The organism is Paraglaciecola mesophila (assembly GCF_009906955.1).
GTDB lineage: Bacteria > Pseudomonadota > Gammaproteobacteria > Enterobacterales > Alteromonadaceae > Paraglaciecola > Paraglaciecola mesophila_A.
Genome location: NZ_CP047656.1, coordinates 3,408,796 through 3,431,213, shown reverse-complemented (window position 1 = coordinate 3,431,213; position 22,418 = coordinate 3,408,796). Strand labels below are relative to the sequence as shown.

17 protein-coding genes are annotated in these 22,418 nt (G+C 45.9%); 6 read left to right on the top strand and 11 right to left on the bottom strand.

Annotated elements, in window-relative coordinates:
• Positions 1-72 precede the first annotated feature (72 nt).
• From FX988_RS14730 to FX988_RS14710, 5 genes are read right to left on the bottom strand one after another with little or no spacing between them, the layout of a single operon-like run.
• Positions 73-768, bottom strand: a complete 696-nt coding sequence (locus FX988_RS14730) for a DUF1826 domain-containing protein (RefSeq protein ID WP_160180899.1) — start codon at positions 766-768, stop codon at positions 73-75.
• Positions 765-1,991 carry a zinc metallochaperone GTPase ZigA gene (gene zigA / locus FX988_RS14725; RefSeq protein WP_160180898.1) on the bottom strand — a complete coding sequence of 409 codons (1,227 nt, stop codon included), beginning with the start codon at positions 1,989-1,991 and terminating at the stop codon, positions 765-767. The genes FX988_RS14730 and zigA overlap by 4 nt, the downstream gene beginning before the upstream one ends.
• Positions 1,992-1,996: 5 nt before the next feature.
• The gene (locus tag FX988_RS14720; protein WP_160180897.1) at positions 1,997-2,407 is read right to left on the bottom strand and encodes a MerC domain-containing protein; all 411 of its coding nucleotides are present in this window, start codon (positions 2,405-2,407) and stop codon (positions 1,997-1,999) included.
• An 18-nt stretch (positions 2,408-2,425) separates the two neighbouring features.
• Positions 2,426-2,893, bottom strand: a complete 468-nt coding sequence (locus FX988_RS14715) for a Fur family transcriptional regulator (protein ID WP_160180896.1) — start codon at positions 2,891-2,893, stop codon at positions 2,426-2,428.
• Between the two features lie 2 nt (positions 2,894-2,895).
• Positions 2,896-3,489: a ZrgA family zinc uptake protein gene (locus tag FX988_RS14710; RefSeq protein ID WP_160180895.1), complete on the bottom strand. Its 594-nt coding sequence runs from the start codon at positions 3,487-3,489 to the stop codon at positions 2,896-2,898.
• 228 nt (positions 3,490-3,717) lie between these two features.
• Between FX988_RS14710 and FX988_RS14705 the strand changes: the two genes are divergently transcribed.
• The 5 genes from FX988_RS14705 to FX988_RS14685 all read left to right on the top strand — a co-directional run bounded on the left by FX988_RS14705 (position 3,718) and on the right by FX988_RS14685 (position 12,257).
• On the top strand, positions 3,718-6,111 hold the full coding sequence (locus tag FX988_RS14705; RefSeq protein ID WP_160180894.1) for a TonB-dependent receptor: 2,394 nt from the start codon (positions 3,718-3,720) through the stop codon (positions 6,109-6,111).
• 34 nt (positions 6,112-6,145) lie between these two features.
• Complete coding sequence (locus FX988_RS14700) at positions 6,146-7,528, top strand: 5-methyltetrahydrofolate--homocysteine methyltransferase (RefSeq protein ID WP_160180893.1); 1,383 nt, start codon at positions 6,146-6,148, stop codon at positions 7,526-7,528.
• 579 nt (positions 7,529-8,107) lie between these two features.
• On the top strand, positions 8,108-9,784 hold the full coding sequence (locus FX988_RS14695; RefSeq protein ID WP_160180892.1) for an ABC transporter ATP-binding protein: 1,677 nt from the start codon (positions 8,108-8,110) through the stop codon (positions 9,782-9,784).
• Complete coding sequence (locus tag FX988_RS14690; RefSeq protein WP_160180891.1) at positions 9,781-10,809, top strand: efflux RND transporter periplasmic adaptor subunit; 1,029 nt, start codon at positions 9,781-9,783, stop codon at positions 10,807-10,809. Before FX988_RS14695 ends, FX988_RS14690 begins: the two co-directional genes overlap by 4 nt.
• A complete protein-coding gene (locus FX988_RS14685) occupies positions 10,809-12,257 on the top strand; it encodes a TolC family protein (RefSeq protein WP_160180890.1) in 1,449 nt (482 codons plus the stop codon). Before FX988_RS14690 ends, FX988_RS14685 begins: the two co-directional genes overlap by 1 nt.
• On the opposite strand, the gene FX988_RS14680 is transcribed toward FX988_RS14685, so the two are convergent.
• From FX988_RS14680 to manD, 5 genes are all read right to left on the bottom strand, one after another.
• Positions 12,254-12,700, bottom strand: coding sequence for a DUF2798 domain-containing protein (locus FX988_RS14680; RefSeq protein ID WP_160180889.1), 447 nt, complete (start codon positions 12,698-12,700; stop codon positions 12,254-12,256). The genes FX988_RS14685 and FX988_RS14680 overlap by 4 nt on opposite strands.
• A gap of 203 nt (positions 12,701-12,903) precedes the next feature.
• On the bottom strand, positions 12,904-13,911 hold the full coding sequence (locus FX988_RS14675; protein WP_160180888.1) for a hypothetical protein: 1,008 nt from the start codon (positions 13,909-13,911) through the stop codon (positions 12,904-12,906).
• 3 nt (positions 13,912-13,914) lie between these two features.
• Positions 13,915-15,747, bottom strand: coding sequence for a sodium:solute symporter family protein (locus tag FX988_RS14670; protein ID WP_160180887.1), 1,833 nt, complete (start codon positions 15,745-15,747; stop codon positions 13,915-13,917).
• 11 nt (positions 15,748-15,758) lie between these two features.
• A complete protein-coding gene (locus tag FX988_RS14665) occupies positions 15,759-16,898 on the bottom strand; it encodes a Gfo/Idh/MocA family protein (protein ID WP_160180886.1) in 1,140 nt (379 codons plus the stop codon).
• A 50-nt stretch (positions 16,899-16,948) separates the two neighbouring features.
• Complete coding sequence (manD, locus tag FX988_RS14660) at positions 16,949-18,166, bottom strand: D-mannonate dehydratase ManD (RefSeq protein ID WP_160180885.1); 1,218 nt, start codon at positions 18,164-18,166, stop codon at positions 16,949-16,951.
• 165 nt (positions 18,167-18,331) lie between these two features.
• On the opposite strand from manD, the gene FX988_RS14655 reads away from it, so the two are divergent.
• Positions 18,332-19,348 (top strand): LacI family DNA-binding transcriptional regulator, encoded by a 1,017-nt coding sequence (locus tag FX988_RS14655; RefSeq protein ID WP_160180884.1) that lies wholly within the window; start codon positions 18,332-18,334, stop codon positions 19,346-19,348.
• 609 nt (positions 19,349-19,957) lie between these two features.
• On the opposite strand, the gene FX988_RS14650 is transcribed toward FX988_RS14655, so the two are convergent.
• Positions 19,958-21,931 (bottom strand): BCCT family transporter, encoded by a 1,974-nt coding sequence (locus FX988_RS14650; RefSeq protein WP_160180883.1) that lies wholly within the window; start codon positions 21,929-21,931, stop codon positions 19,958-19,960.
• Between the last annotated feature and the right edge of the window lie 487 nt (positions 21,932-22,418).

Sequence of the window (22,418 nt, the reverse complement as noted above, 5' to 3'; positions counted from 1 at the left end):
AATGGATAATCAAATGATGATGCTGTGTTGTTTTTAGCTCGGCAACGGACCCGAGCACGGTTAAATGTTTAGTCACGATATGAAGTCCAAGGTAAGTAACAGACGCTTTTCGTTGGCATTGTTAGGGGGCGAGCGATGCACCAAACCCATGCCTTCGTTGCCTTCCCAACCTTCGCCTTTAAGTAGCGCGACATCTCCTGATGACAGCACTTGAATGGCACTGGCATCACGATACAAACCGGATTTATCATCTGGCATACCCTTATTCCCTGTCCCTAACTTAGTACGATCAACTTTGTCGTGGGGGATCCACTGGGTGCCTGTTCCGCTAAAGGTTGTCACCAAACGACACGGCACCCAATCCACATGAAAACGAGGACACATAGCTTGCTCTAACACTTTAAGGCGTAGGCCCGCTCGTTTTAGATCGAACAAGCAACAGAACATATCCACTAGGGACGCGATGTTTCCCGTCAACTCTGCATTAAACCCAAGGGGCGTTAACGCAGCATTGACATCCTCGACAATTGCGTTTGCCGCTATGCCTTTTTCTAGATTAAGCCGTGGGTTTTCAGCTATGCAATGCGCTACATGAGCGATTAGCTCGTCGCTTAGGGTGCGCTGCCAAACCACTAGGTTGTGGTTATCTTGGTAAATATCTGGCAACACTGTGTACTCATTGCCTTGTGAATAGGTCATTTCACCGAATGCGCCAGCATGTTGCTCATTCCAGAGCACTTGATTATGCAGGGGTGTGGCTATGCTCATGCTTCGTTCTCCCAAGTTGGAAACGGGTCAGGCAGTGTTTTCCAATATGCCTTGCCTTTTAATAACGCTTCATCCGCTAATAAACACTCATCTAGCGCTGCTCTTATCCCTGGCTCATCTAGGTTTTGGCCTATAAACACCAATTCTTGACGCATATCCCCAAAGGGCTCTTCCCATGAGGCGTTGATCGACTCAAGATAATCTTCGTCAGTTGGCCATTGGGCTTTAGGTACTGCTTTCCAAAATAAACCACCAAAACCATAGCGTGCTATACCACCCGCTTGATTCCATTGCCCAGCAAATTCAGGGCGCGACGCCAACCAAAAATAACCTTTTGAGCGCAGTAATTTGCCGTAGCCTTTGGTGTGATGCACAAAGTCATAAAACTTTTGCGGATGAAATGGCCTTCTCGCCACGTAGCTAAAACTTTGTATGCCATATTCTTCTGTTTCTGGGGTGTGCTCGCCGCGCATTTCTTGCAACCAACCGGGGGCTTGTTGCGCTTGCTCAAAATCAAATAGCCCAGTGCCGATAATATCCGCTATGTTCACTTGGCCATTTTTAATGGGAATGATGCGCGCTCGGGTATTAAGATTTTTTAGGATGGCATGTAAACGTTCTACTTCGGCGCTAGCAATCAAGTCGGTTTTTGATACCAACAACACGTCAGCAAACTCCACTTGCTCTATAAGTAAATCGGCGACGCTGCGCTCATCCTCTTCACCTAAACTTTCGTCGGTTTCAGATAAGTACTTGGCTTCGTCATAATCTTTCAGAAAATTCACACCATCAACCACGGTAACCATGGTATCTAGGGTGGCAACATCCGACAAAGACACGCCGTCTTCATCGGCAAAGGTAAAGGTTTCAGCGACAGGTAAAGGCTCTGAAATACCCGTTGATTCAATGACGAGATAATCGAATTGACCAGAGTTGGCGAGTTTGCCCACTTCGATTAATAAATCTTCCCTTAGGGTGCAACAAATACAGCCGTTGCTCATTTCAACCAGCTTTTCATCATTGCGACTCAGTGAAATATCGTTTTTTAACAATGAGCCATCGATGTTAATTTCACTCATATCATTTACGATAACGGCCACTTTTTTGCCTTGGCGATTATTCAGAATATGACTGAGCACAGTGGTCTTGCCGGCCCCTAAAAAGCCAGAAAGCACGGTTACCGGTAGCTTGTGCTGCACGGCGCTTAGCGTTGTGTCTTGCATTAAAATTAGTCCTGTTTGAGTGAGTCTGCCTGGTTGCATTGACGACGTAGGTGATAGTTAAGCAGGTGGCCATAAGCGATAATACTTGAGCCAATCACGGTTAAAATAACCTCACCGTACTTACCCAATACCTTATGTCCCAACAGGGTGGCGGCAATTAAAAGCGCCAGTCCTGTTAAACAAATCATCAATACTTTATTGCTGCGATGATGAAAAAAGCCGATAAGCAGTGCCACTGAACTGATGGGCACGACTGCATACAACATCCAGCGATGAAATAGCTCGTCATTAAATGCCAACGCACCAGATAGCGGTGGCAGTAGTATTAAAACGATGGGTAAGAAAAGGCAGTGAACCATGCATAACAACGACAGGCCTACTGCCGCCTTATCGCTCACATGTTGTAACTTGGTCATAGGGGTCCTCGAAAGATGCTAGTTAATTGTCGATTTGCATTTTGTGCACAAGCTATACAGCTCCACTTGTGAACCGACGGATGAAAAACCAACACTTTTGGCCTGCCGAGTAAGGGTGCTTATGACCTCATCAGCGAGTTCAACTTCTTCGATGTGTTGGCAAGATTTGCAAATCAGGTACAGGGGTGGGTGATGATGACAAGCACCCAAAGAATGATTGCAAAGGACGTATTTATTGATCGATTGCAGACGGTGTACCAAATGCACAGACTCTAAAAAATCCAATATGCGATACACAGACATCGTCTTAATTTTCGGCTCAATAAGCTGGTTATATTCCTCGGTGATTTCGTACGCAGACAATGGTTTATCGACTTCAAGTAGCACCTCAAGCATATGTTGGCGAGTATCCGTTAACCGACTACCTGCTTTTTCACAAACCCCTTTGGCAATGTCGAAATACTCCTTTGCGAACTCAGCCGTCATGCTCACCATTCCAAGGTGGGGTTTGCAGGGGTTAAAGTCGCGCTTCCTTGGCTCACTTGCGTTATCCACTGCGCTTGAATACGGCTTAAGGTTGGTACCCATTGAAACAAAGTCACTGATAACGTCTTAGCACTTGAAGCACATGCGAAATGGTATTCAACCTCTACATCTGTGTGCTTGGCATGCGCTTCATGACGTTCGTGGTCGTCAGCCTCGTGATGCGCACCCTCATGATTGCCATGGTCGGAGCCATCTTCGTGCTCATCTTCATACCCAGTAGCAGATTCGTGATCCTCGTCGTGCTCGGTCAACAAAGAATGTGTTGCTTCACTGAGTGTGCATTTACCACGTAAATTAACCACCGAGTCATTTGTAGTTAGCCTTTTTGCAAGTGTCTGTAACACCCTTTTCTGTTCAGCACTTGCGGGGCTATGTTCAAAGCCGAGTACGTCAGCAGCGGGCAAAATAAACGCAACGTGCCAGTCATTGTTTTCTTGTGAGACAAACAACTGGCCTTGACCATGCAAATGCACTTTACCCGCAGCACTAAAACAACAGCTCATCATTATCACTAATAACGTTATGGGTTTCGTCATGACTTATTACTCCTTCTTTTTATCACTATGTTCGTCTTTGTATGTTCCTCAGCCATCACTCACACCGCCTATACACAGAGTAGTCTGATGTACTTTGGGTCTCCAAAGGTGCTGCTAAAGCGCACTTACCATAGGCGCTTAATATTTGAATCACTCCCCTTTCATTTGGTTACAATATAACATAACATTAAATAAATGATACAATATAACATCACACAGGAAGCAAAAATGAACAGGATATCTCCTTTAGCAGCGTTAATAAGCGTGCTATTACCCACCAGCGTGTTAGCGCAAACCATTGAAGGAACGGTAGTAAACAACAATGGTCTGGCTGTCGCAGGTGCAAAGGTAGTAGTTGAGGGCGTGGGTGTTGAAACCACCACAGACCAAGCGGGTCGCTTCACTTTTACTGATTTAGCTGAGGGGAAAAAAGAGCTGCATATTTCCTCACAAGGATTTGCCCATCTGCACCAGGATATATCGGTACCGTCGCAAGGTATGAAGCAAATTGAATTTATCTTGCAACGCTCGCCTATAGAGGTAATCGATGTTTATGCCACACCAATTCATATGTCAGTCATGGAATCCGCCTCACCAGTAAGTGTGCTAACAGGCGAGACGTTGCGCCGCCAGCAAGCTTCAACACTAGGTGACAGCTTAGAAAAACTACCTGGCGTGCAATCTAACTTTCATGGTGGAGTCGCCAGTACCCCGATCATCCGTGGACTTAGCGGGCCAAGGGTCCTAATTTCACAAAACGGGCTAGATGTCAGTGATGTATCAAGAGTCGGCCCTGACCACTCAGTGGCAAGTGAAGCATCTACCGCCCAACAGATTGAAGTATTGCGTGGCCCAGCGACCTTATTTTACGGCAGCGGTGCAGTCGGTGGTGTAGTAAACGTGGTAGATGGGCGTGTTCCCACTGACAACACGACACGTGGCGAATGGTTACTTGAAACCAGCTCGGTGGACGACAAAAAATTAGGCTCATTTAATCTCACCACTGGCTATGAATCTTTCGCATTTTACGCTGACGGTTATTGGCGTGAATCAAATGATTATGAAGTGCCTGTGGCACCTGACATCGACTCTGATGCGCCCCAAGACCACGTAGTAAAAAACAGTGCTGAGAAATCTGATGGCATTACCTTAGGCACCAGCTACTTATTCGACCAAGGATATGTTGGCGTTGCCGTAGAACAATTTAATCGTGAATACGGTATTCCAGGGCACTCACATGGTGACGGCGAAGACGAAAATGTCTATGCAGACCTAGAACAGACCCGCGTTCAGCTGTTGGGTGAATTGAACATTGATAGTAAGTGGATCAGCAAAATCAATTTACGCGGGGGATTTACCGATTATGAACACGCTGAAATAGAAGAAGGTGCTGTTGGTACCTTATTTGAAAACGAAACCCATGAAATCAAACTCGACTTTATTCACAACCCTATCGCAGACTGGAACGGTGGCATCAGTTTTCACTATAAAAACAGTGATGTAGCAGCCCAAGGAGAAGAAGCCTTCACTCCGCCCTCAGAAGCACAAACCATTGCCTTAGCCATCATGGAAGAAAAGCATTTTGGCGATGTGTTATTGCAGTTTGGTGGGCGTATTGAACGTGTCACCATTGATGCCAGTAACGTACTACTACCAACGCTTGAGGCGCATGCTCACGATGAAGAAGCTGAGGAGGATGATCACGACCACGATCATGAAGAAGAAAGCGAACTGACTCGCGTATTTGCTCTAGATCATGAGTTTACCCCTGTCAGTTTGTCTGCAGGATTAGTGTGGGACTTCACTCCCGGTTACAACTTAGGCCTGTCAATTTCACGTTCCGAGCGTGCCCCTTCTGCTGCTGAGTTGCTTTCATTTGGTGCGCATATCGGCACAGGTACATATGAAGTAGGTGCGTTGTTCGCATTAGACGACGATGGCGATAGCATAGGGTTAACCGAGGAAAATATCGATTTAGAAACCGCTAATAATATCGATTTGACCTTGCGTAAAACCCAAGGGGATATTGGCTTTGTATTCAATGCATTCTACAACCAAGTAGATAATTACTATTACCAATCCTCCACTGGGCTTTTTGCCGAAAGTGGCCACGATCACGAACATGAGCATGAACATGAAGAAAGCGCGGAAGTAGACGAACATACTGATGAGTTACCGGTTTACATTTTCCAAACCGACGACGTCATTTTACACGGCTTCGAAGCACAAATTGCCTGGCAAGCCACCGATACGTTCAAAGCAACGCTATTCTCTGACTATGTTCGCGCTCGTTTAAAAGACGGCGGCGATTTACCACGCACGCCACCACTGCGCTTCGGCACTCAGTTCAGCTACGAAACCGCGCATTTAAGCGCGCATCTAGATATCACTCGTTATCAAGAACAAGATCGTGTTTCTTCAGACGAAACAGCGACCGATGGCTACACCCTAGTTGATGCAAGTGTGTCTTACGACCTACCTGTATCCAACCAAGATATTGCGGTTTTCCTGAAAGGCAACAACCTGACCGACACGGAAGCCAGAGTACATACCTCATTTTTAAAAGACATTGCACCACGCCCGGGACGCAATATTTCAATTGGCGTTAGAGGCAACTTCTAGCTCAAGCACTCATTTACATTACAAGGAATATACAATGACAAATACACATAAATTTAATCTGCTTGCTGTCGCGATTGGCGCAATACTTTTAACCGGTTGCGGCGACGCAGAAACCACGTTAATTGAGAAAGATCCTATTGAAGTACCTGAAGATGACCATGACGACGATCATGATCACGACGATGATGCATACACAATTGAATCACTGGGCCGTCTAGCGGTTTTATCCGCCGAAAGTAACGTCGCCACTGTATTCGATTTAGACGACGGCGACCAACTAGACAGCTTCACTTTAATTCATACGTCGAACACCTTAACATCATCAGCAGACTATCGTTTTGCGGTAATCGCGAGTCGAGCGCAAGACTATGTCGGCTTTATTGACGGCGGCATGTGGCGCGAAGATCACACTGCGCATTTACATGACTATGAACAAAGCCCAGTTATGAGTGACTTTGAAGTCACAGGTAGTCGACCCACTCATATTTTAAGTCACGGTGGTCAATTGGCGGTATTCTTTGATGGCGATGCTGACGCGGGGACTCCGGCATCGGTCAAGGTCGCAACAGACACCCAAATAAGCAGCGAAGCTGACCCTTTACCCACGCTAGACTACACCATCAATATGCACGGTGTTGCAGAACCTCGTGGAGAATATTTACTCGCTACGGTTCGTCGGGATGATGCAGAAAACACCTCGGTTGCAAAGGTATTACCCGACCAAGTTGGCGTTTATCATTTGCATGATGATGTATATGAGCAAGAACAAGTGTTAGACGTACTCTGCCCAGATTTGCACGGCGCAGCTCAGAACGAAGACTATGTGGTATTTGGTTGTACCGATGGGGTACTGGTTGCCCATGAACACGACGGCGAATATGAAGCAGAAAAAATCGCCAATATCGAGATATTAGATGGCTTGCGCATTGGCACCTTGTATGGCCATGAAGAAAGTGAAACCTTGATTGGCGTTGCATCAGGTCACGGAGGTGGTGAGGCAATTCTGCTCAATGTGAACCCTGAGCAAGGCACAATGCAAGCACTATCATGGCAACCAGAAAGCCCTGCAAATCCAGTATCCTACGCATTCTCCCATGAGGGTGATACGTTTTTAATACTCGACAGCCAAGGCTTCTTGAACGTGCTTGAAGCCCATGAAGAAGACGGTAATCCGCACTGGGAGCTGCGCGATAGTATCGATATTTCCGAGCAAGATGTATCCACTATGCCAGAAGGCATGTCGTTTAGTATGACAGTGGCGCAAAATGGTGATTTTGTTTACGTTGCAGATCCGATTGCCCAGCATATACTGCAAATCGATCTTGAGACATTGACCATTACGGGTGACATCGAACTCGATTTCGCCCCAGATAATATCTCTTGGTTAGGCATTGCCGAATCAGACCACGATCATTAAGAGTAAATAGAGAGACCATCGCCTGCTTAACACATTAGTCAATGTGACAAGGAGGCAAGGAGGCAAGGAGGCAAGGAGGCAAGGAGGCAAGGAGGCAAGGAAAAATAGCACACTCTCTATCCGCACAATAACCCAAGGTCGCCCGACGAGGGCGATCCTTTCTTCTCAAAAAAGCGGCTTGGAGAAACCATATATGTCTTTACACCATGCCACGTGTATAAGTGAGTACGATTTGAAAGGGAGCCAACCATCTCGACATAGCGACGCTTAAATCAAGAAACAGCGGCGCCACCGAAGGCTGCCCAACTAGAGTAGTTTTTTGCCACTCTTTTTAAATCACTTGGGCGTTGAACTAAATCACTGCCGGTTACGTAACAGCAAACGGCTAAAATCGTTACATTTTTATAAGCTAAGCAGCGATAATCCACTTTAATTTCGCGAATAAATCAGTAAGCTATCTGTAGTCAAATAGGTGTTAACCACCCGTGACTGTGAAGTTTTCCTGTGTGAGCTCAGTTTTTATAAAGTTAACAACATTGAAATTGACCGTGTATTGACGCTAACTTAAATGAGCTAAAAATGTCCTCCAAAAATATTGACCTAGTTAACTTGCGTCAAACATTGTTTGCGCTTTTAAAACCAGAACGCTCGTTTTTTGCGGTCGTTATCGCATACAGCGTGGTTATTGGCCTGCTGACGCTAGCCGTCCCCATCGCGGTACAAACCCTCATCAACACCATAGCGAATATCGCGTCAACCCGGGCAGTCATCACCCTCGCGATAGTGCTTTTTAGTACTTTATTACTATCCGGTTGCTTCGCTGCCCTGCGCATGCGGGTCATGGAATATTACGAACGGCGTATTTATGCCCGCCTAGTGGCGGATCTGAGTCTGCGTACTATATTAGCGCCTCATAGCTATTTTGAAGGCAGTCAAAACACCTCAATCACCCATCGTTATTTCGACATAATGACCTTGCAAAAGAATATTCCAAGCTTAATGATTGACGGTATTGCCTTGATATTACAAATGATTGTTGGCTTCACACTCGTTTCGTTTTATCACCCGTTTTTGCTTGCGTTTAACTTATGCGTGATTTTAATTATGTATGTGATTTGGCGGTTGTGGTCCACACAAGCCAAAGTATCAGCCGTGCATCTGTCAGCATCAAAATACTCAACAGCAAAATGGCTAAGCAACTTGGCGTCAGCGAATGACTTTGTAAAGTCATCTTCTCAGTTCGATTATGCTGGTCAGAAAACCGAGCGTTACGTATCAGAATATGTTGATAACCACGCTCGCCACTTTTCCTTTACCTTTAAACAAGTGGTGATGTTTTTAGTGCTTTACGCACTGGCTAGTTCTGCGTTGCTTGGCTTGGGTGGATGGTTAGTGATAAGCGGGCAATTGTCTATTGGCCAATTAGTTGCAGCAGAATTGATCATGGCAGCGGTCTTTTTAGGACTCTCTCGCTTCAGTCATTACTTAAAACTGTATTATGAATTATACGGTACCGCAGACAAGATCGGTGGCGCCATTAACATGCCACAAGAGGCATTAGAACAAACCCCCAAACCTGCCCCAGCTGGCGCTGCATTAGATTTCAACAATGTCATTATTCGGCGCAAAGATGAGTCATGCCTGATCAATAAAAATATCGCCCAAGGCGATAAGTACTTTGTATCGACGCAATCAAACTGGACCCAACGCACCATAGTCAATTTGCTCAAGCGTTATGAAACACCCTCATCTGGGTGGATAAATCTGGATAGCAACGACCTATCCGATTACGACACTTACGACTTACGCCAAGCGGTGTTCGTTTTAGATCGTTCACTTATTATTGAATGCACGATCGAAGAATACATACACATGTGCGCACCAGGTGTATCCACCAGCGATATTAACAACACCCTTGAAAAAGTAGGTTTGACTGAGGTTGTCAGCGCGCTTCCACAAAAACTACAAACCCCCATATCCCCAGTAGGAACACCGTTACAACCCCTTGAATTTATATTGCTTAAGTTAGTGGTGGTGATGTTGTCTAAGCCTAAGGTACTGGTGATCAATCAACATTTTGACGCGATACCTACCACCAGACGCGAGCGTATTTTAGGAGTGATTCAAGATACAGACTTAACCGTTTTGTATTTCTCGAACGCCCCCACATCGGCCTTTTTCAATGGCACGATTGTGCTTGAAAGCAATAAAGAACCCCAACACAACGCCGCTAAACGTCAGGAGATGAGCCCATGAGCAATGCCCACACTGACTTCATGGGCGCCATGAAAACCTTAAACAGCTTAAAAGTCCCCAAAACCCACAAAACCATTATTTGGCTCGTCGTCACCCTCGTCATTGGTGCTGTTTTGTTGCTCACCTTTACGCCATGGGTGCAAACGGCGTACGGTACCGGCTCGGTTAACTCCCCAGATCCTCTTTATCGTATTCAACCTATCTCGGCACTGCTCAATGGCCAAATTGAAACATGGCATGTGAGGGAAGGCGACCATGTTAAGAAAGGACAGCCCATTGTCACCTTAGTCGATGTAGATTCCGACAGGCTGGAAAAACTGCGTTCACAACAAGTGGCAGCCAATCAACGCTATGTATCGAATAAGCTGTCCGTGCAAAATGCATTAAGTAACCTATCACGACAAAAAAAGCTTCTTCAAGAAGGCCTAGTCTCACAAAAAGAAGTGGAATCGGTAGAAATCGCCCTAGAAAAACTCAAAGCCGAAGCCGCGAAAACAGAAGAGGATCTAGACACCTTAAAAATGAGTCTAGCTCGTCAAGAAACACGCACTAAATTCGCCCCTATGGACGGCACAGTCGTTAGGCTCCAGTCAGGCGGCGGCGCGACTTATGTTACGGCTGGCAGCATTTTAGGTTGGTTTGTTCCCGCTAATGTAGAGCGTCAAATCAGTATAAAAATAAGCGGCCTTGATGCTGCCCTTGCAACCAAAGGTAAAAAAGTGCGTATTCAGTTTGATGGCTGGCCAACGTTTCAATTTAGCGGATGGCCGGGTATGTCCGTTGGCACCTTTGAAGGCGTCGTATCGTTTGTTGAACCGGTTGCAGATCAGTTTGGTATGTTCACCGTATGGATTGCCCCCGTCAATACCACCGTTGCCTGGCCAGAACATGAAAGCGCGCGCCTAGGCAGCCGTGTTCGTGCATGGATACTGCTAGAAGAAGTCAGGCTTGGCTACGAGTTATGGCGACAGCTTAATAATTTCCCACCTGTTCGCCCCCAAGAAACCCAAGAGGGCGCGCCATAATGCGCCACGCACTCATTTCTAGCTTGCTCATTGTTACCTTAGGGCTCTGTAAACCCTCGGCTGCATTCACCTTGCACGATTATTTGTCATTGGTTGCCAACAACCACCCGGAAATTCTGGCGATTGATGCCACCACGGGCCAATACCAAGCAGATATTCAATACGCAGATGGTGCCTATGACGCCAAGCTAGAACACAATAGCTTTTCCCGGGTGGCCGGATATTACGACGGACTACAGGCTGCGCAAAAATTTTCTAAACCGATTGAAGCCTACAACGCAGAAATTTTCTCAGAATACCGCATCTCTGACGGCGACTTCCCCGTATACGAGCAAGAGTACGAAACCTTATCTGGTGGCGAAGCCTCAGTAGGCGTGAAAATGTCTTTATTACAGGGCCGAGAAACCGATAAAAAACGCACCGCCATGGCCAGTGCCCGCCTCAAATATAAAATGTGGAATGAAGAAGCAAAACTTGCCCAAAGCGAATTCTATTATTCAGCCATCTTAGCCTACTTAGACTGGGCAGAAGCCGTAAGTTATTACCAAAAAATCGAACAACTCGTGACAGTCAGCCTTAGTCGCCAAGCGGGCATAAAAACACGCGTAGCTGAAGGGGATATAGCTGAAATTGAGTTATTAGAATTTGAAACCAGATTATTGGAGCGCCAATCTGCGCTGCTTGCCGCGGAGCGCAAGGTACAAGGCAACTTACAAAAATTGCGCTATTACACGCACGGCAGCCGCCTCCCGCAAGACCAAGCATTGCAACCTAACAGCGCATCGCAAATAAGCTGGCCGTTGTCGTTTAGTGAAGCCATTCAAACCACCGGTTTGACCAATCACCCTGCTTTAGCCGCTAAAGCCCACGAAATGCAAGTCCTTAAGCAAAAAATGCGCTTAGCAGAGGTTGCCCTACTCCCTAAACTCGACATCGAAGCAAAACTCGCCCGAGACATAGGTTCAGGCCCAACATCGCTTCAAGACACAGAAGCCAAAATAGGCCTTTATTTTTCAGTGCCTTTTGAACGCACACAAGCCAAAGCTAAAAAGAGCAGAACACAGTTTGAAATACATGCCCTTGAGCAGAAAACTAATGCTCTGCAACAGTCGATTGATGCCAAATTACAAGAACGCCACGTCAACTTGTCTTACGCTAAACGGTTACACAAGATGCAAGAACAACAGGTCGTGTTATCCCGCAAGCTGTTTGAGCAAGAGCAACGTCAATTCGAATTCGGCTCAAGCGACTTCTTTATGCTAAACAATCGCGAGGCAGACGCCTTTCAAGCCGAATTAAAAGCCCTTACCGCACGAATCAATGTATTTCGCGAAGCACTGGCAATCTTAAAAATAAACGCAGTACTCGACCACGTATTTATTCAAAAAACCCTTTCCGCCAATGCGTTAAATAACGCCAACCAAACGCTTTTTGGGGCTATGCCTTAGCTTGCCAGAAACGCTTCCATTTTTGGTTTTAATAGCAAGGTCACAATGGGTGAAAACACCAAAGCGACCGGTAACACCATAAAATAACTCGCCAGAAAGGCCTGGCTAAACTGCTGCAGGTCGCCTAAGCCAATATTACGATAGGTGGTGCTAAGCGCCATGATGGCTTCCATACTCAGCGCCATGCCAAAGCCGAAAATCAAGTTTTTATGTAAACTTGATAGGCGTACGAATAACGTTTCAACCACTTTATGCATTACCCACATCACCACCACACTGGTAGGGAAAATAACGCACACAGCCTGCACAAACGAAAGCGCCCATTGGCGAGCAAACGCATCGCCAAAGCCGATATTCGAATAAGTCATAATACCGGTGAAAGTACCACCAACAAGCGTGACCATAGCGGCCACCAGCAAAATTTTCTTTAAGGTTTTTGACATAGCACTCACCAAAATCTGACACAAAGGGTTAGGTTTAGAAGCGCTAATGATACAAATATAGTTGATAATGTCAACCATATTCATAAGAGGTGTTACTGACCTCAAACCACCCCTTGTTCAATCATTGCATCCGCCGCGTGTGACGATGCCAACACAATAACAGTGTTTTGAGTCATTGAACGTTCAAGTCGCAGAGCCCTAAGTCATTGCGCAATAAGATGCCTCACCGTTTTTTCGAGGCTCTCATAAGCAGTAGACTCAACAAACCCCAATGAAAAACGTTGCGGCGTGTTGAGGAACTTATCTTTGTTACTACGCCCAAACCCCAACACAGTCATATACGGGCGACTAACATAGTCATCTGGATAGGTATCCTCTGATTGGTCAGAGTTCGGCGGTAAATTGTCTTCATGATGCAGTAAATACAACATACGCGGGGCGTTCGTATCACCAAAAGCAAACCATTCTGGGCTGGGTAAATCTCCGCTAAATGATTCATTAATAGGGTGACGCTGGTTATCAGCAGAGTTATACCAAAAATCACTTTCGTCCATCAACCCACCTGGTACGCCTTCGTACTGTACCCAATAATGATAGCCAGGGCTGACCTTCGTCATAGTGAAATCGCATCTGTCTGGGTAAAAATCCCAACTGGCTTGCCACTTACTATTACCCGATGTAAAAATAATTTGTACATGCTCACGGGTTTCAATCGTCACCCGCGACGTGGAAGGCTCTGTGCCCGCGTTCATCGCATGAAAATAGCTGCCATCTTGCTTATGCACCGCATTAGGAAACCCTCGGTATTCCCCCTTCCAGCCTGACCCTTTCACATTGTGAAAACCAATCCAGTCCACGCCGTCGCTATCGAGCATACTGGATAAGCCCCCGCCTTCTTTTTCAAGATAAAAAGTCGCGTTTGAGATAGTGACAATATAAGCACTCAGTCCACCAGCGGATTGATCTACCCCGTGGCGTAAGTCAACCGCTTTAACCCCATCTTCGCCCTCTTTACCCTCTGATGCTTTTTGTTCAGTGTTTAGCGTTAAAGCGCTCTTTTCAGGCACAGCGTAGCAACCTAGATTAAGCATTCCTATTAGCAGAATAAAAACCCGACTCACGCTGGTAACAGTGAAGCCTTTAAGCCCAACGTTGTATACCCATGTCGAAACTGAGCCTTTTCTTTGAATTACACGTCTTGCATCGGTCATCGCTTAACGCCCTTCTTCTGGATTGAAACGCTCGCTGGCTTGACTCTGTCCGCGCTCGGACGTTTCTGCTTGAGCACTTTTCAGGCGTGTACTTTTGGATTTGGCACTGTTTCTAAGCAAATATCCCATTAATAATATGGTGATAGCACATAAACCAAAAACCAAACGCCCCCACATCGGGTTGGGTATGAGCATCATCACAAATACTCCCGAGCCCATATACATCACCATTGAGCCCAATTTATGGCGCTGTTGTTTGTCATATTCATCTTGCTCAAAATCGGCGATCACTGGGGTTTCAAGATCCCTGAAAAAGCGATCTGTACCGGCTTTGTGCTCATCTCGCTCTTCTTTGTAGAGCAATGAGGTTAAACAGAAGAAGCCTGCGGTAATCACTAAGTGCCCGGCGATGGTAATCATCAAGTTCACGTCAATTGACTCCCGCCGCGTGAGCCCCTGCTCTAACCCTATCCAATTAGCAAAGACCTCTGGAGTAAGTACATTCGCGGTCAACCAAGAGACACACATACCTATTATCACCGTCGCCCAAGGTGCCCAGTTGGGGGTTTTCTTGATAAACAAGCCAAATATCAGCGGTACAAGTAAAGGGACCTGCACCATCACAGAGACGCTCATCATCAACTCAAACAAGCTGAGCTCTTTCAGTGACTTAAAGAACAAGGCCACCACAATAACTAACACTCCGCTGATAAAGCTCACCCAGCGGCTAACGTTAAGCAACTGCTTATCGCTTACGTTCTTGTTCTTTTTAAGTAGCAAAGGCTGATAAATACTGCGCACAAAAATACCGGCGTTTTTATTTAGCGCTGAATCCATGGATGACATGGTCGCTGCGAATAGCCCAGCTAATAACAAACCCACCGTTCCAATCGGCATGGCATTGCGCGTAAACACCAAGTACACGGCGTCGGCAGCTTTGTTACCTAACTCAGGATAAGATGCCGCCGCGTCAGGGTATAAAATGGCAGACGCCCAAGGCGGTATAAACCACACGATACTCCCCACGCCCATCAGCACCATGGCCAGCAGTGCAGCCTTGCGCGCATTGTCGGAGTCTTTGGCGTTTAAGAACCGAAACGCATCATGCATATTCATGATGGTGATCATTTGCTTAGCTAAAAAGAAGATGAACGTGCCGACTAAAATTACTCCGTAATTCATGTCTGGGCCCATGACAAAATCCGTAGGGAAGTTTTGCACCAACGCTACTGGGCCGCCTACCATCACTAGCGCGACAATGGCACACGCGACGGATATGACCGCCACAATAAGGGTTTGCACAAAGTCAGAAGCCACCACGCCCCAAGCGCCAGATAACACAGAAACAAACACCACGGTAAGCCCTGTCACGATAATGGTTAGGGTAATGTCAGCCTCAAATACCGCACTGGCAAATACCCCTAGGGCGTTCAGCCAAACACCAGCATTGATAAAGCTAAAAACGATCAACGCCCATGAGAAAAACTGCTCATTCTGGCTACCAAAACGCCGTTTAATCCCCTCGGTTGGGGTATCAACCCGCATCTGACGAAACCGTGCTGAGAAATAAGCCCAACCACAGAAGTAAGCAAACGTATTGGCAAAGAACACCAAACTAATCGCAAAGCCATCTGTGTAGGCTTTACCGGCAGCCCCGGTAAAGGTCCAAGCGGAAAATTGAGCCATAAACGCGGTTGACCCAACCATCCACCACAACATGCGGCCACCACCACGAAAGTAATCACTGGTGGAGTTTTTCGCCATATTTTTAAAGGCAAAGCCGATGCCTAAAATCAGTATGAAATAACCCGCGATAACCAAGTATTCATAAAACATGGGACTGCCTTTTATTGAAGGTGACTAACGTCCACCCAATTATCATTTTTGCGAATAATATCAATTAGTTGCTGATATTGAGCACCTTCTTTAAAGGTCTGATATGGTGCGACTTTCTCCCCTTTAATATCCTTAACCAACTCACGAATAAGGTAACGCCAGTTGCGCTCGGTGTCGCCTTCCCCCTGAGGTGTGTTGTCCACAATATCATCCGGCAATGGCAGCCTGGTCCAATCGTTATTGGCATCATAAAAATACAAGGGGCCACTGCCATAATGCCCTTTGATGTAAATAGCGCCCTTACTGCCGTAAATAACAATATGATCTTCATTAAAACGTGGATGCAAGCCGCCATGTTTAAACAACACTGACACCGGCTTTTCAGCCAACTCGGATTCTAATTTTGCCAATACGGTATATGACCATTCCACATTTGATTCTCCCCATTTTAGTTCTGGGTCATTGAGATCATCAGGAATAAAGTCCCGGCGCTTTTTGAAGTTGTGCACACCCTCCACTATCGGCGCTCGACCTAGATCATCCCGAACTTCCCCCATAATCGACAGAATCTTCTCTCCGATAATCGAGGTGACGATCGACAACTTGTGAGTGAAGTTGTTGTTTAGGCGCCCACCACCGTCTTCTTTGCGATGTGACCAACCAAACGGGATATCTCGCTCTAAGTTAAAGTGCGATATGCATTCCACTTCTAGTGGCTCACCAATGGCTCCCGCTGCCACAATACGCTTAGCGTAAATCACGTCAGGCATATACCTAAAACTGGCAGCGAAGGCGGTTTTTACCTTTTTAGCAGCGGCTAGTTCGTGCAACTTTTTAGCTGACTCGCCAGTAGCGGTTAATGGCTTATCACTAAATACATGGCATCCACATTCTATGGCTTGGGTAATCGCCTCTTCATGGGCACCGCCAGGAGTGGCTATCGACACCACATCAGGCTTGCATTGCTCTAGCGCTTGTTGCCAATCTGTACCGGCAAACGGTATTGCCATATCTTTGGCAACTTGCTCTACCACGCTTTGTGTTCTGCCAACGATGCCAACCACTTCTGCTCCCACAGACCTAAATGCCTCTGCGTGTCCTTGCCCAGCGAAACCTGTGCCTTGAATCAATACTTTTATACTTTTACTCATGCTTTTATCTCTACTTATCAAAGACTAAATTCATAATCAAAAATGCCAAATTACCAGTTCCACACAGTGCCATCTTCTAAGCGACTCACAGGTAAATAAGAACGTTTATAGGGGTATTCCTTCGCGGCTTCTTCATCAAACTCGATACCCAAACCAGGCGCTTCACTGACATTGGCTAAGCCATCTTTCACTTCAACGCTGTGCTTAAATATGCGCTTGGAATGCTCATTACCGAACCCCACGAACTCTTGAATACCGAAATTAGGCGCCCATAAATTTAAATGCATGTGGGCAGCAAAGCACACAGGGGAAAGATCCGGCGCACCGTGTGGCGCGGTTTTCACGTTATACACACTGGCAAAGTCAGCAATACGCCGCAAAGGGGTAATGCCTCCGGCGTGGGTGGCCGCCACGCGAATGTAATCAATGAGCTGATTTTGAATAAGATCCTTGCAGTCCCATATGGTGTTGTAGGTTTCACCTATGGCCAACGGCGTGGTGGTATGCTGGCGGATCACCTTGTAGCTGTCTTGGTTTTCAGCGATAGACGCATCTTCCAAAAACAGTAAATTGTACGGCTCCAGCAGCTTGCCTAAACGGGCTGACTCGATAGGTGTTAAGCGGCTGTGTACATCATGAAGCAGGTGCACGTCATTACCGAAGCGCTCTCTGGCTTGCTTGAATAAATCCACCACCATGTTGAAGTACTTTTGGGTTGACCAGTCTTCTTCTGGCGGCAACGGTCGGCTGCCCTGCAACTCAAAATAATCAGCTTTGTCACCAAGCACGCCGTAAGTCACGTTTAAACCGGGCACGGCGCATTGCAAACGCACAGCCTTAAAACCTTGAGCGATATGCTCAGCGGTTTTATCTAGAGTATCTTCTATGGTTTCACCACTGGCGTGAGCGTATAGGGTTACGCCCCGTCGGCTTCTGCCACCTAGTAATTGATACACAGGCATATTGGCGGCTTTGCCTTTTATGTCCCACAGGGCCATATCAATCGCAGCGATAGCGGCCATGTTTACCGCTCCTTTGCGCCAGTACACTCCCTTATATAAATATTGCCAAATATCTTCGATATCATGAGCATTTCGGCCAATTAAGCACGGCGCGACATGCTCTTCTAGATAAGCAACGACCGCCATTTCACGGCCATTTAAGGTCGCATCACCAAGCCCGTAGATACCTTCATCAGTCACCACCTTCACGGTGACAAAGTTTCTACCAGGACTACACACAACGACTTTTACTTGAGTAATTTTCAACTGACGCCCTCTTGACCTAACCATTCTATACACTATTTATTGTCGCCCGCTTGGCGGATCAAATTGTACGGAATAAAATCAACTAAACCGGTTTAGTTGAACAAGTTAGCATAATCTTGCACTATGTCAACACAGCGCTATTTAACCCAATCGTAGAAAATTCCAATGGCAAAAGTCAGACTAGTCGATGTTGCTCAGCTTGCTTCAGTATCAAAAAGTACGGTTTCTCAATACCTTAACGGCCGTTTTGACTATATGTCGAAAGAAACGCAAATACGTATTCGCGCAGCCATTAAAGAATTAGATTATGTGCCCAATCCCATTGCCAGAAATCTAAAGGCAGATAAAACCAAAACCATAGGCGTGATAGTGCGAGATATCACGGGGTTTGATACCAGCAGAACGATTCGCGGAGTCGACGATTTTTGCAAAAATAACGATTATAACGCGCTTATTTACAACACAGATTTCGACCCCGAGACCGAAGCAAAATCCCTCGAAGCCCTTTATCAAATGCGGGTAGACGGCATTATCATCGCGTCTTCCGGTAAGAATAATCAACTTATTGCACAGTACATCAAAAAAGGCTTACCGATAGTGCATTTTCAGCTTGAACACGATGGCAGTGAGAAAAATCTTATCTTGTCTGACTATCGCCAAGCCGCGTTTGATGCCACAGAATATTTGATTAACCTAGGGCACAAGCGAATCTGTTTTATGACGCAAGACTTCAAAAACGTGAAGTCGAGAAATGAGCGCTATTTAGGCTACGTGACCGCACTAGAAAAACATAATATTAGCCTAGAGCCAGAGTTGATTCAGTACTGGCAAAGAGAAACCGGTTTTGAGCAATCACCAAAGAGTATGCTTGAATCAACGGCCGCACCCACCGCATTTTTCACCCAACATTTAGCGATCACCACCGAGCTGCTAACCCACTTAAACCAAGAGAACATCGGGATTCCAGACGATGTATCTCTTATAGGTTTCGATGATATTCCCATGGCTGAATTCTTCAAAGTGCCAGTGACGGTTATCAAACAAGAACCTTACATCATTGGCAAAGAAGCCGCCAAACTACTGCTAGAAAACATAAACGACAAAGACAGACACTCGCAAAAAATCATGATCTCCTGCTCTATCACCCAAAGGCAATCCTGCTCTGCCCTGAAGAGCGATTAACACGGCCAATAGCATTCGAGCACCAACATAACAAGGCGGTTTACCCCAATAACTAAACCGTTTTACCAGCACACCTCGATATTTAATTTACAGTCGCTTTTTGCCCGCCGCCCAATTAAACATGGCTGTCCTCGTAATCTCGGCTAAACATGGCTGTCCTCGTAATCTCGGCTAAACATGGCTGTCCTCGTAATCTCGGCTAAACATGGCTGTCCTCGTAATCTCGACTAAACATGGCTGTCCTCATGACTAAACATGGCTGTCCTCGTAATCTCGACTAACATGGCTGTCCTCGTATCTCGACTAACATGGCTGTCCTCGTATCTCGCGTATCTCGACTAACATGGCTGTCCTCGTATCTCGACTAACATGGCTGTCCTCATAATTTCGACTAACATGGCTGTCCTTGTAAGCCGCGCTTGTAGGCTATTAGTCACTCGTATTCTTGGCTACTTTCCAACCGGATAACCTTATCACTGGGGCAGCACCTATAAAAAAACCGACGGTAAACGTCGGTTTTGATCCTGTTATCATCTGTTGCTACTAGGCCAAGTGCAATAAAGATGGCGGCGGGTTAGCGGTTACCTGTGAGCGCTCAGCGGCCGCAAATTAGCCTGCTATGTGTAAAAAATGTAAGTGGCGGTGATACTGATCGATAATATCGTTGATAACAGCCTCTTTTGACCACCCCATAATATCGTAGTTTTGCCCGCCTTCACTTAAGTGCACATCAGCCCGGTAATAAGTGCTGTCATCATCAGAACGCAATGAGTCTGGTTCTACTGACTGACTGTATTCAGGCAACATATGAATGGTAGGGTATACCCCGTAAATAAATTCAGGGTCGTCTCCGTGTTTAACCGTTAAAATAATCGCCTCGTCAGTTTGCGTAATATCGGCGTCTATTTGATTAATACCTAACTCTTCTGCTACTGCCGTAAACGCTTGCTTTACGCGCTGCTGTATAAATCGTTCTACCGCTGTCTTATTAGGAAAATCAACAATAACCTGTAGCCGCTCCTTCCAGCTATCAGTACTGCTTGTATGTTGCACAGAGGGGGCATGCAACGTCATGCTTTCACGTTTAAACTCTTCTACGCGCAAGGCTTTCACCAAACCGTACATAGCGATAATAAGGACGATGGCGAACGGAAGCGCACTGGCAATAGTCATCGTTTGCAAGGCATTTAACCCGCCAGCCATCGATAAGATAGCCGCGACCAAGCCGACCCCAGCAGCCCAGTAAATACGCTGCCAAACAGGTGTGTCATTGTTACCGTTCGAGCAGAGCATATCCACCACCATGGCCCCTGAATCACAGGACGTGACAAAAAACACCACTATCATCAACACAGCCACACCAGATATCACGTTTGACCACGGGAAGTTTTCTAAGAATAAAAACAGCGCCACTGGGGTATTGTCAGTGGCTAATTTTCCCAACTCGGTACTGCCCTGATTCAATACTAATTCAATGGCACTGTTACCGAATATGGTCATCCAAGCCAAGGTGAACATAGAAGGGATTAAGATCACGCCTATGATAAATTCACGTATGGTGCGGCCTTTAGAGATACGCGCAATAAACACCCCTACAAACGGGGCCCAAGCTAACCACCATCCCCAATAAAAGATAGTCCATCCACCTAACCAATCCTTCTTGTCATAAGCAAAAAGGTTAAACGTGTTACGCACTATATCTGACAAATAAGCGCCAGTGTTTTGCAGCATGGCTTGTAATAAAAATACCGTAGGACCCACTAATAAAATAAACAGCAATAAGCCAATCGCCAGTACCATATTGAATTCAGATAAAATACGAATGCCTTTATCCAGCCCACTGACAACAGAAACTATCGCCAACCCAGTAATCGCCACAATCAACATGATTTGGTAAGGTGTCGTCATGGGGAAATCAAACAGATAATTTAGACCCGAACTGATCTGCGTAACACCTATGCCTAAAGACGTAGCCACACCGAAAATAGTGCTTATCACAGCGAAAATATCGACTAAATTACCGCGCCAACCATAAATTTTATCGCCGATAATAGGGTATAACGCCGAACGTAAGGTCAATGGCAAATTATGACGATAACTGAAGTAGGCCAATATTAACGCCACCACCGCATATATGGCCCAAGCATGCAGCCCCCAATGAAAGAAAGTCATTTTCATCGCTTCGCGAGCAGCTTCGATAGTAGCCGGCGTCGCCGTTGGTGGCGCTAAAAAGTGCATCAAAGGCTCAGCAACGCCGAAAAACATCAAGCCGATGCCCATCCCCGCAGCAAACAACATTGAAAGCCATGAACTAAACGAATAATCTGGCTCTGCATGGTCCGGCCCTAGCTTAATTTGACTATGCCTAGAAATGGCCAAATACATCACAAATATTAAGATTGACGCCACCGTCAACACATAAAACCAACTGCCATTATCAACGATCAATGTTTGAACCTGAGTAAAGGTCTGATCGGCAAACTCAGGCAAAATCAAAGCGAAAAGAAGTAGTGCAAAGATGACGCTGGATGCGCCAATAAATACGATTTTATTGAGTGGGCTAGTCGAGGTGTTGTCGGTCAAATTATTCTACCTTTTTAATTATTATCTGCTTTTTCACATGTCCATTGATAACAGGTCTATCGCATTCAATGCGTTATATGCTAGCACACGCGGAGTTTTCATTCTCAGAAACCCAATGTTTAGATTCTTCACCAGCAAAAATAATAATGTGAGCTTCGTTAGTTACCATGGGTGTCGTCATAGTTTTGTTAATTGAAACGCTGCACTTTAAAACACAAAAGCGATACAGATTATTCCGATTTTTGTGTTTTTATAGCACCACACCAATAGCGAAAATTAAAAGTTAAAACCTGAGGGGTGGCCAAGCGAGATACCTAAGCTTTCTCGTCATTTCCTATTACCGACTGAGTATGAGCCTCACGCAAACTATTCAAGTGATGCTAAAAAGGTAAGCCAGAAGCGATCCTGCCACAAAGCACGTAAGGTAAAACAAGCTCATATTTTAATTCGTGTTGCTTTTTGAGCATTCACAGATGAAGTAACAAAA

Excerpts from the sequence above, each read along its gene's own strand:
- FX988_RS14710 (WP_160180895.1), bottom strand. The coding sequence starts at position 3,489 with ATGACGAAACCCATAACGTTATTAGTGATAATGATGAGCTGTTGTTTT.
- FX988_RS14670 (WP_160180887.1), bottom strand. The coding sequence starts at position 15,747 with ATGTTTTATGAATACTTGGTTATCGCGGGTTATTTCATACTGATTTTA.
- FX988_RS14705 (WP_160180894.1), top strand. The coding sequence starts at position 3,718 with ATGAACAGGATATCTCCTTTAGCAGCGTTAATAAGCGTGCTATTACCC.
- FX988_RS14665 (WP_160180886.1), bottom strand. The coding sequence starts at position 16,898 with ATGAGTAAAAGTATAAAAGTATTGATTCAAGGCACAGGTTTCGCTGGG.
- FX988_RS14690 (WP_160180891.1), top strand. The coding sequence starts at position 9,781 with ATGAGCAATGCCCACACTGACTTCATGGGCGCCATGAAAACCTTAAAC.
- FX988_RS14685 (WP_160180890.1), top strand. The coding sequence starts at position 10,809 with ATGCGCCACGCACTCATTTCTAGCTTGCTCATTGTTACCTTAGGGCTC.
- FX988_RS14695 (WP_160180892.1), top strand. The coding sequence starts at position 8,108 with ATGTCCTCCAAAAATATTGACCTAGTTAACTTGCGTCAAACATTGTTT.
- FX988_RS14700 (WP_160180893.1), top strand. The coding sequence starts at position 6,146 with ATGACAAATACACATAAATTTAATCTGCTTGCTGTCGCGATTGGCGCA.
- zigA (WP_160180898.1), bottom strand. The coding sequence starts at position 1,991 with ATGCAAGACACAACGCTAAGCGCCGTGCAGCACAAGCTACCGGTAACC.
- FX988_RS14675 (WP_160180888.1), bottom strand. The coding sequence starts at position 13,911 with ATGACCGATGCAAGACGTGTAATTCAAAGAAAAGGCTCAGTTTCGACA.
- FX988_RS14715 (WP_160180896.1), bottom strand. The coding sequence starts at position 2,893 with ATGACGGCTGAGTTCGCAAAGGAGTATTTCGACATTGCCAAAGGGGTT.
- FX988_RS14655 (WP_160180884.1), top strand. The coding sequence starts at position 18,332 with ATGGCAAAAGTCAGACTAGTCGATGTTGCTCAGCTTGCTTCAGTATCA.
- FX988_RS14730 (WP_160180899.1), bottom strand. The coding sequence starts at position 768 with ATGAGCATAGCCACACCCCTGCATAATCAAGTGCTCTGGAATGAGCAA.
- FX988_RS14720 (WP_160180897.1), bottom strand. The coding sequence starts at position 2,407 with ATGACCAAGTTACAACATGTGAGCGATAAGGCGGCAGTAGGCCTGTCG.
- FX988_RS14680 (WP_160180889.1), bottom strand. The coding sequence starts at position 12,700 with ATGTCAAAAACCTTAAAGAAAATTTTGCTGGTGGCCGCTATGGTCACG.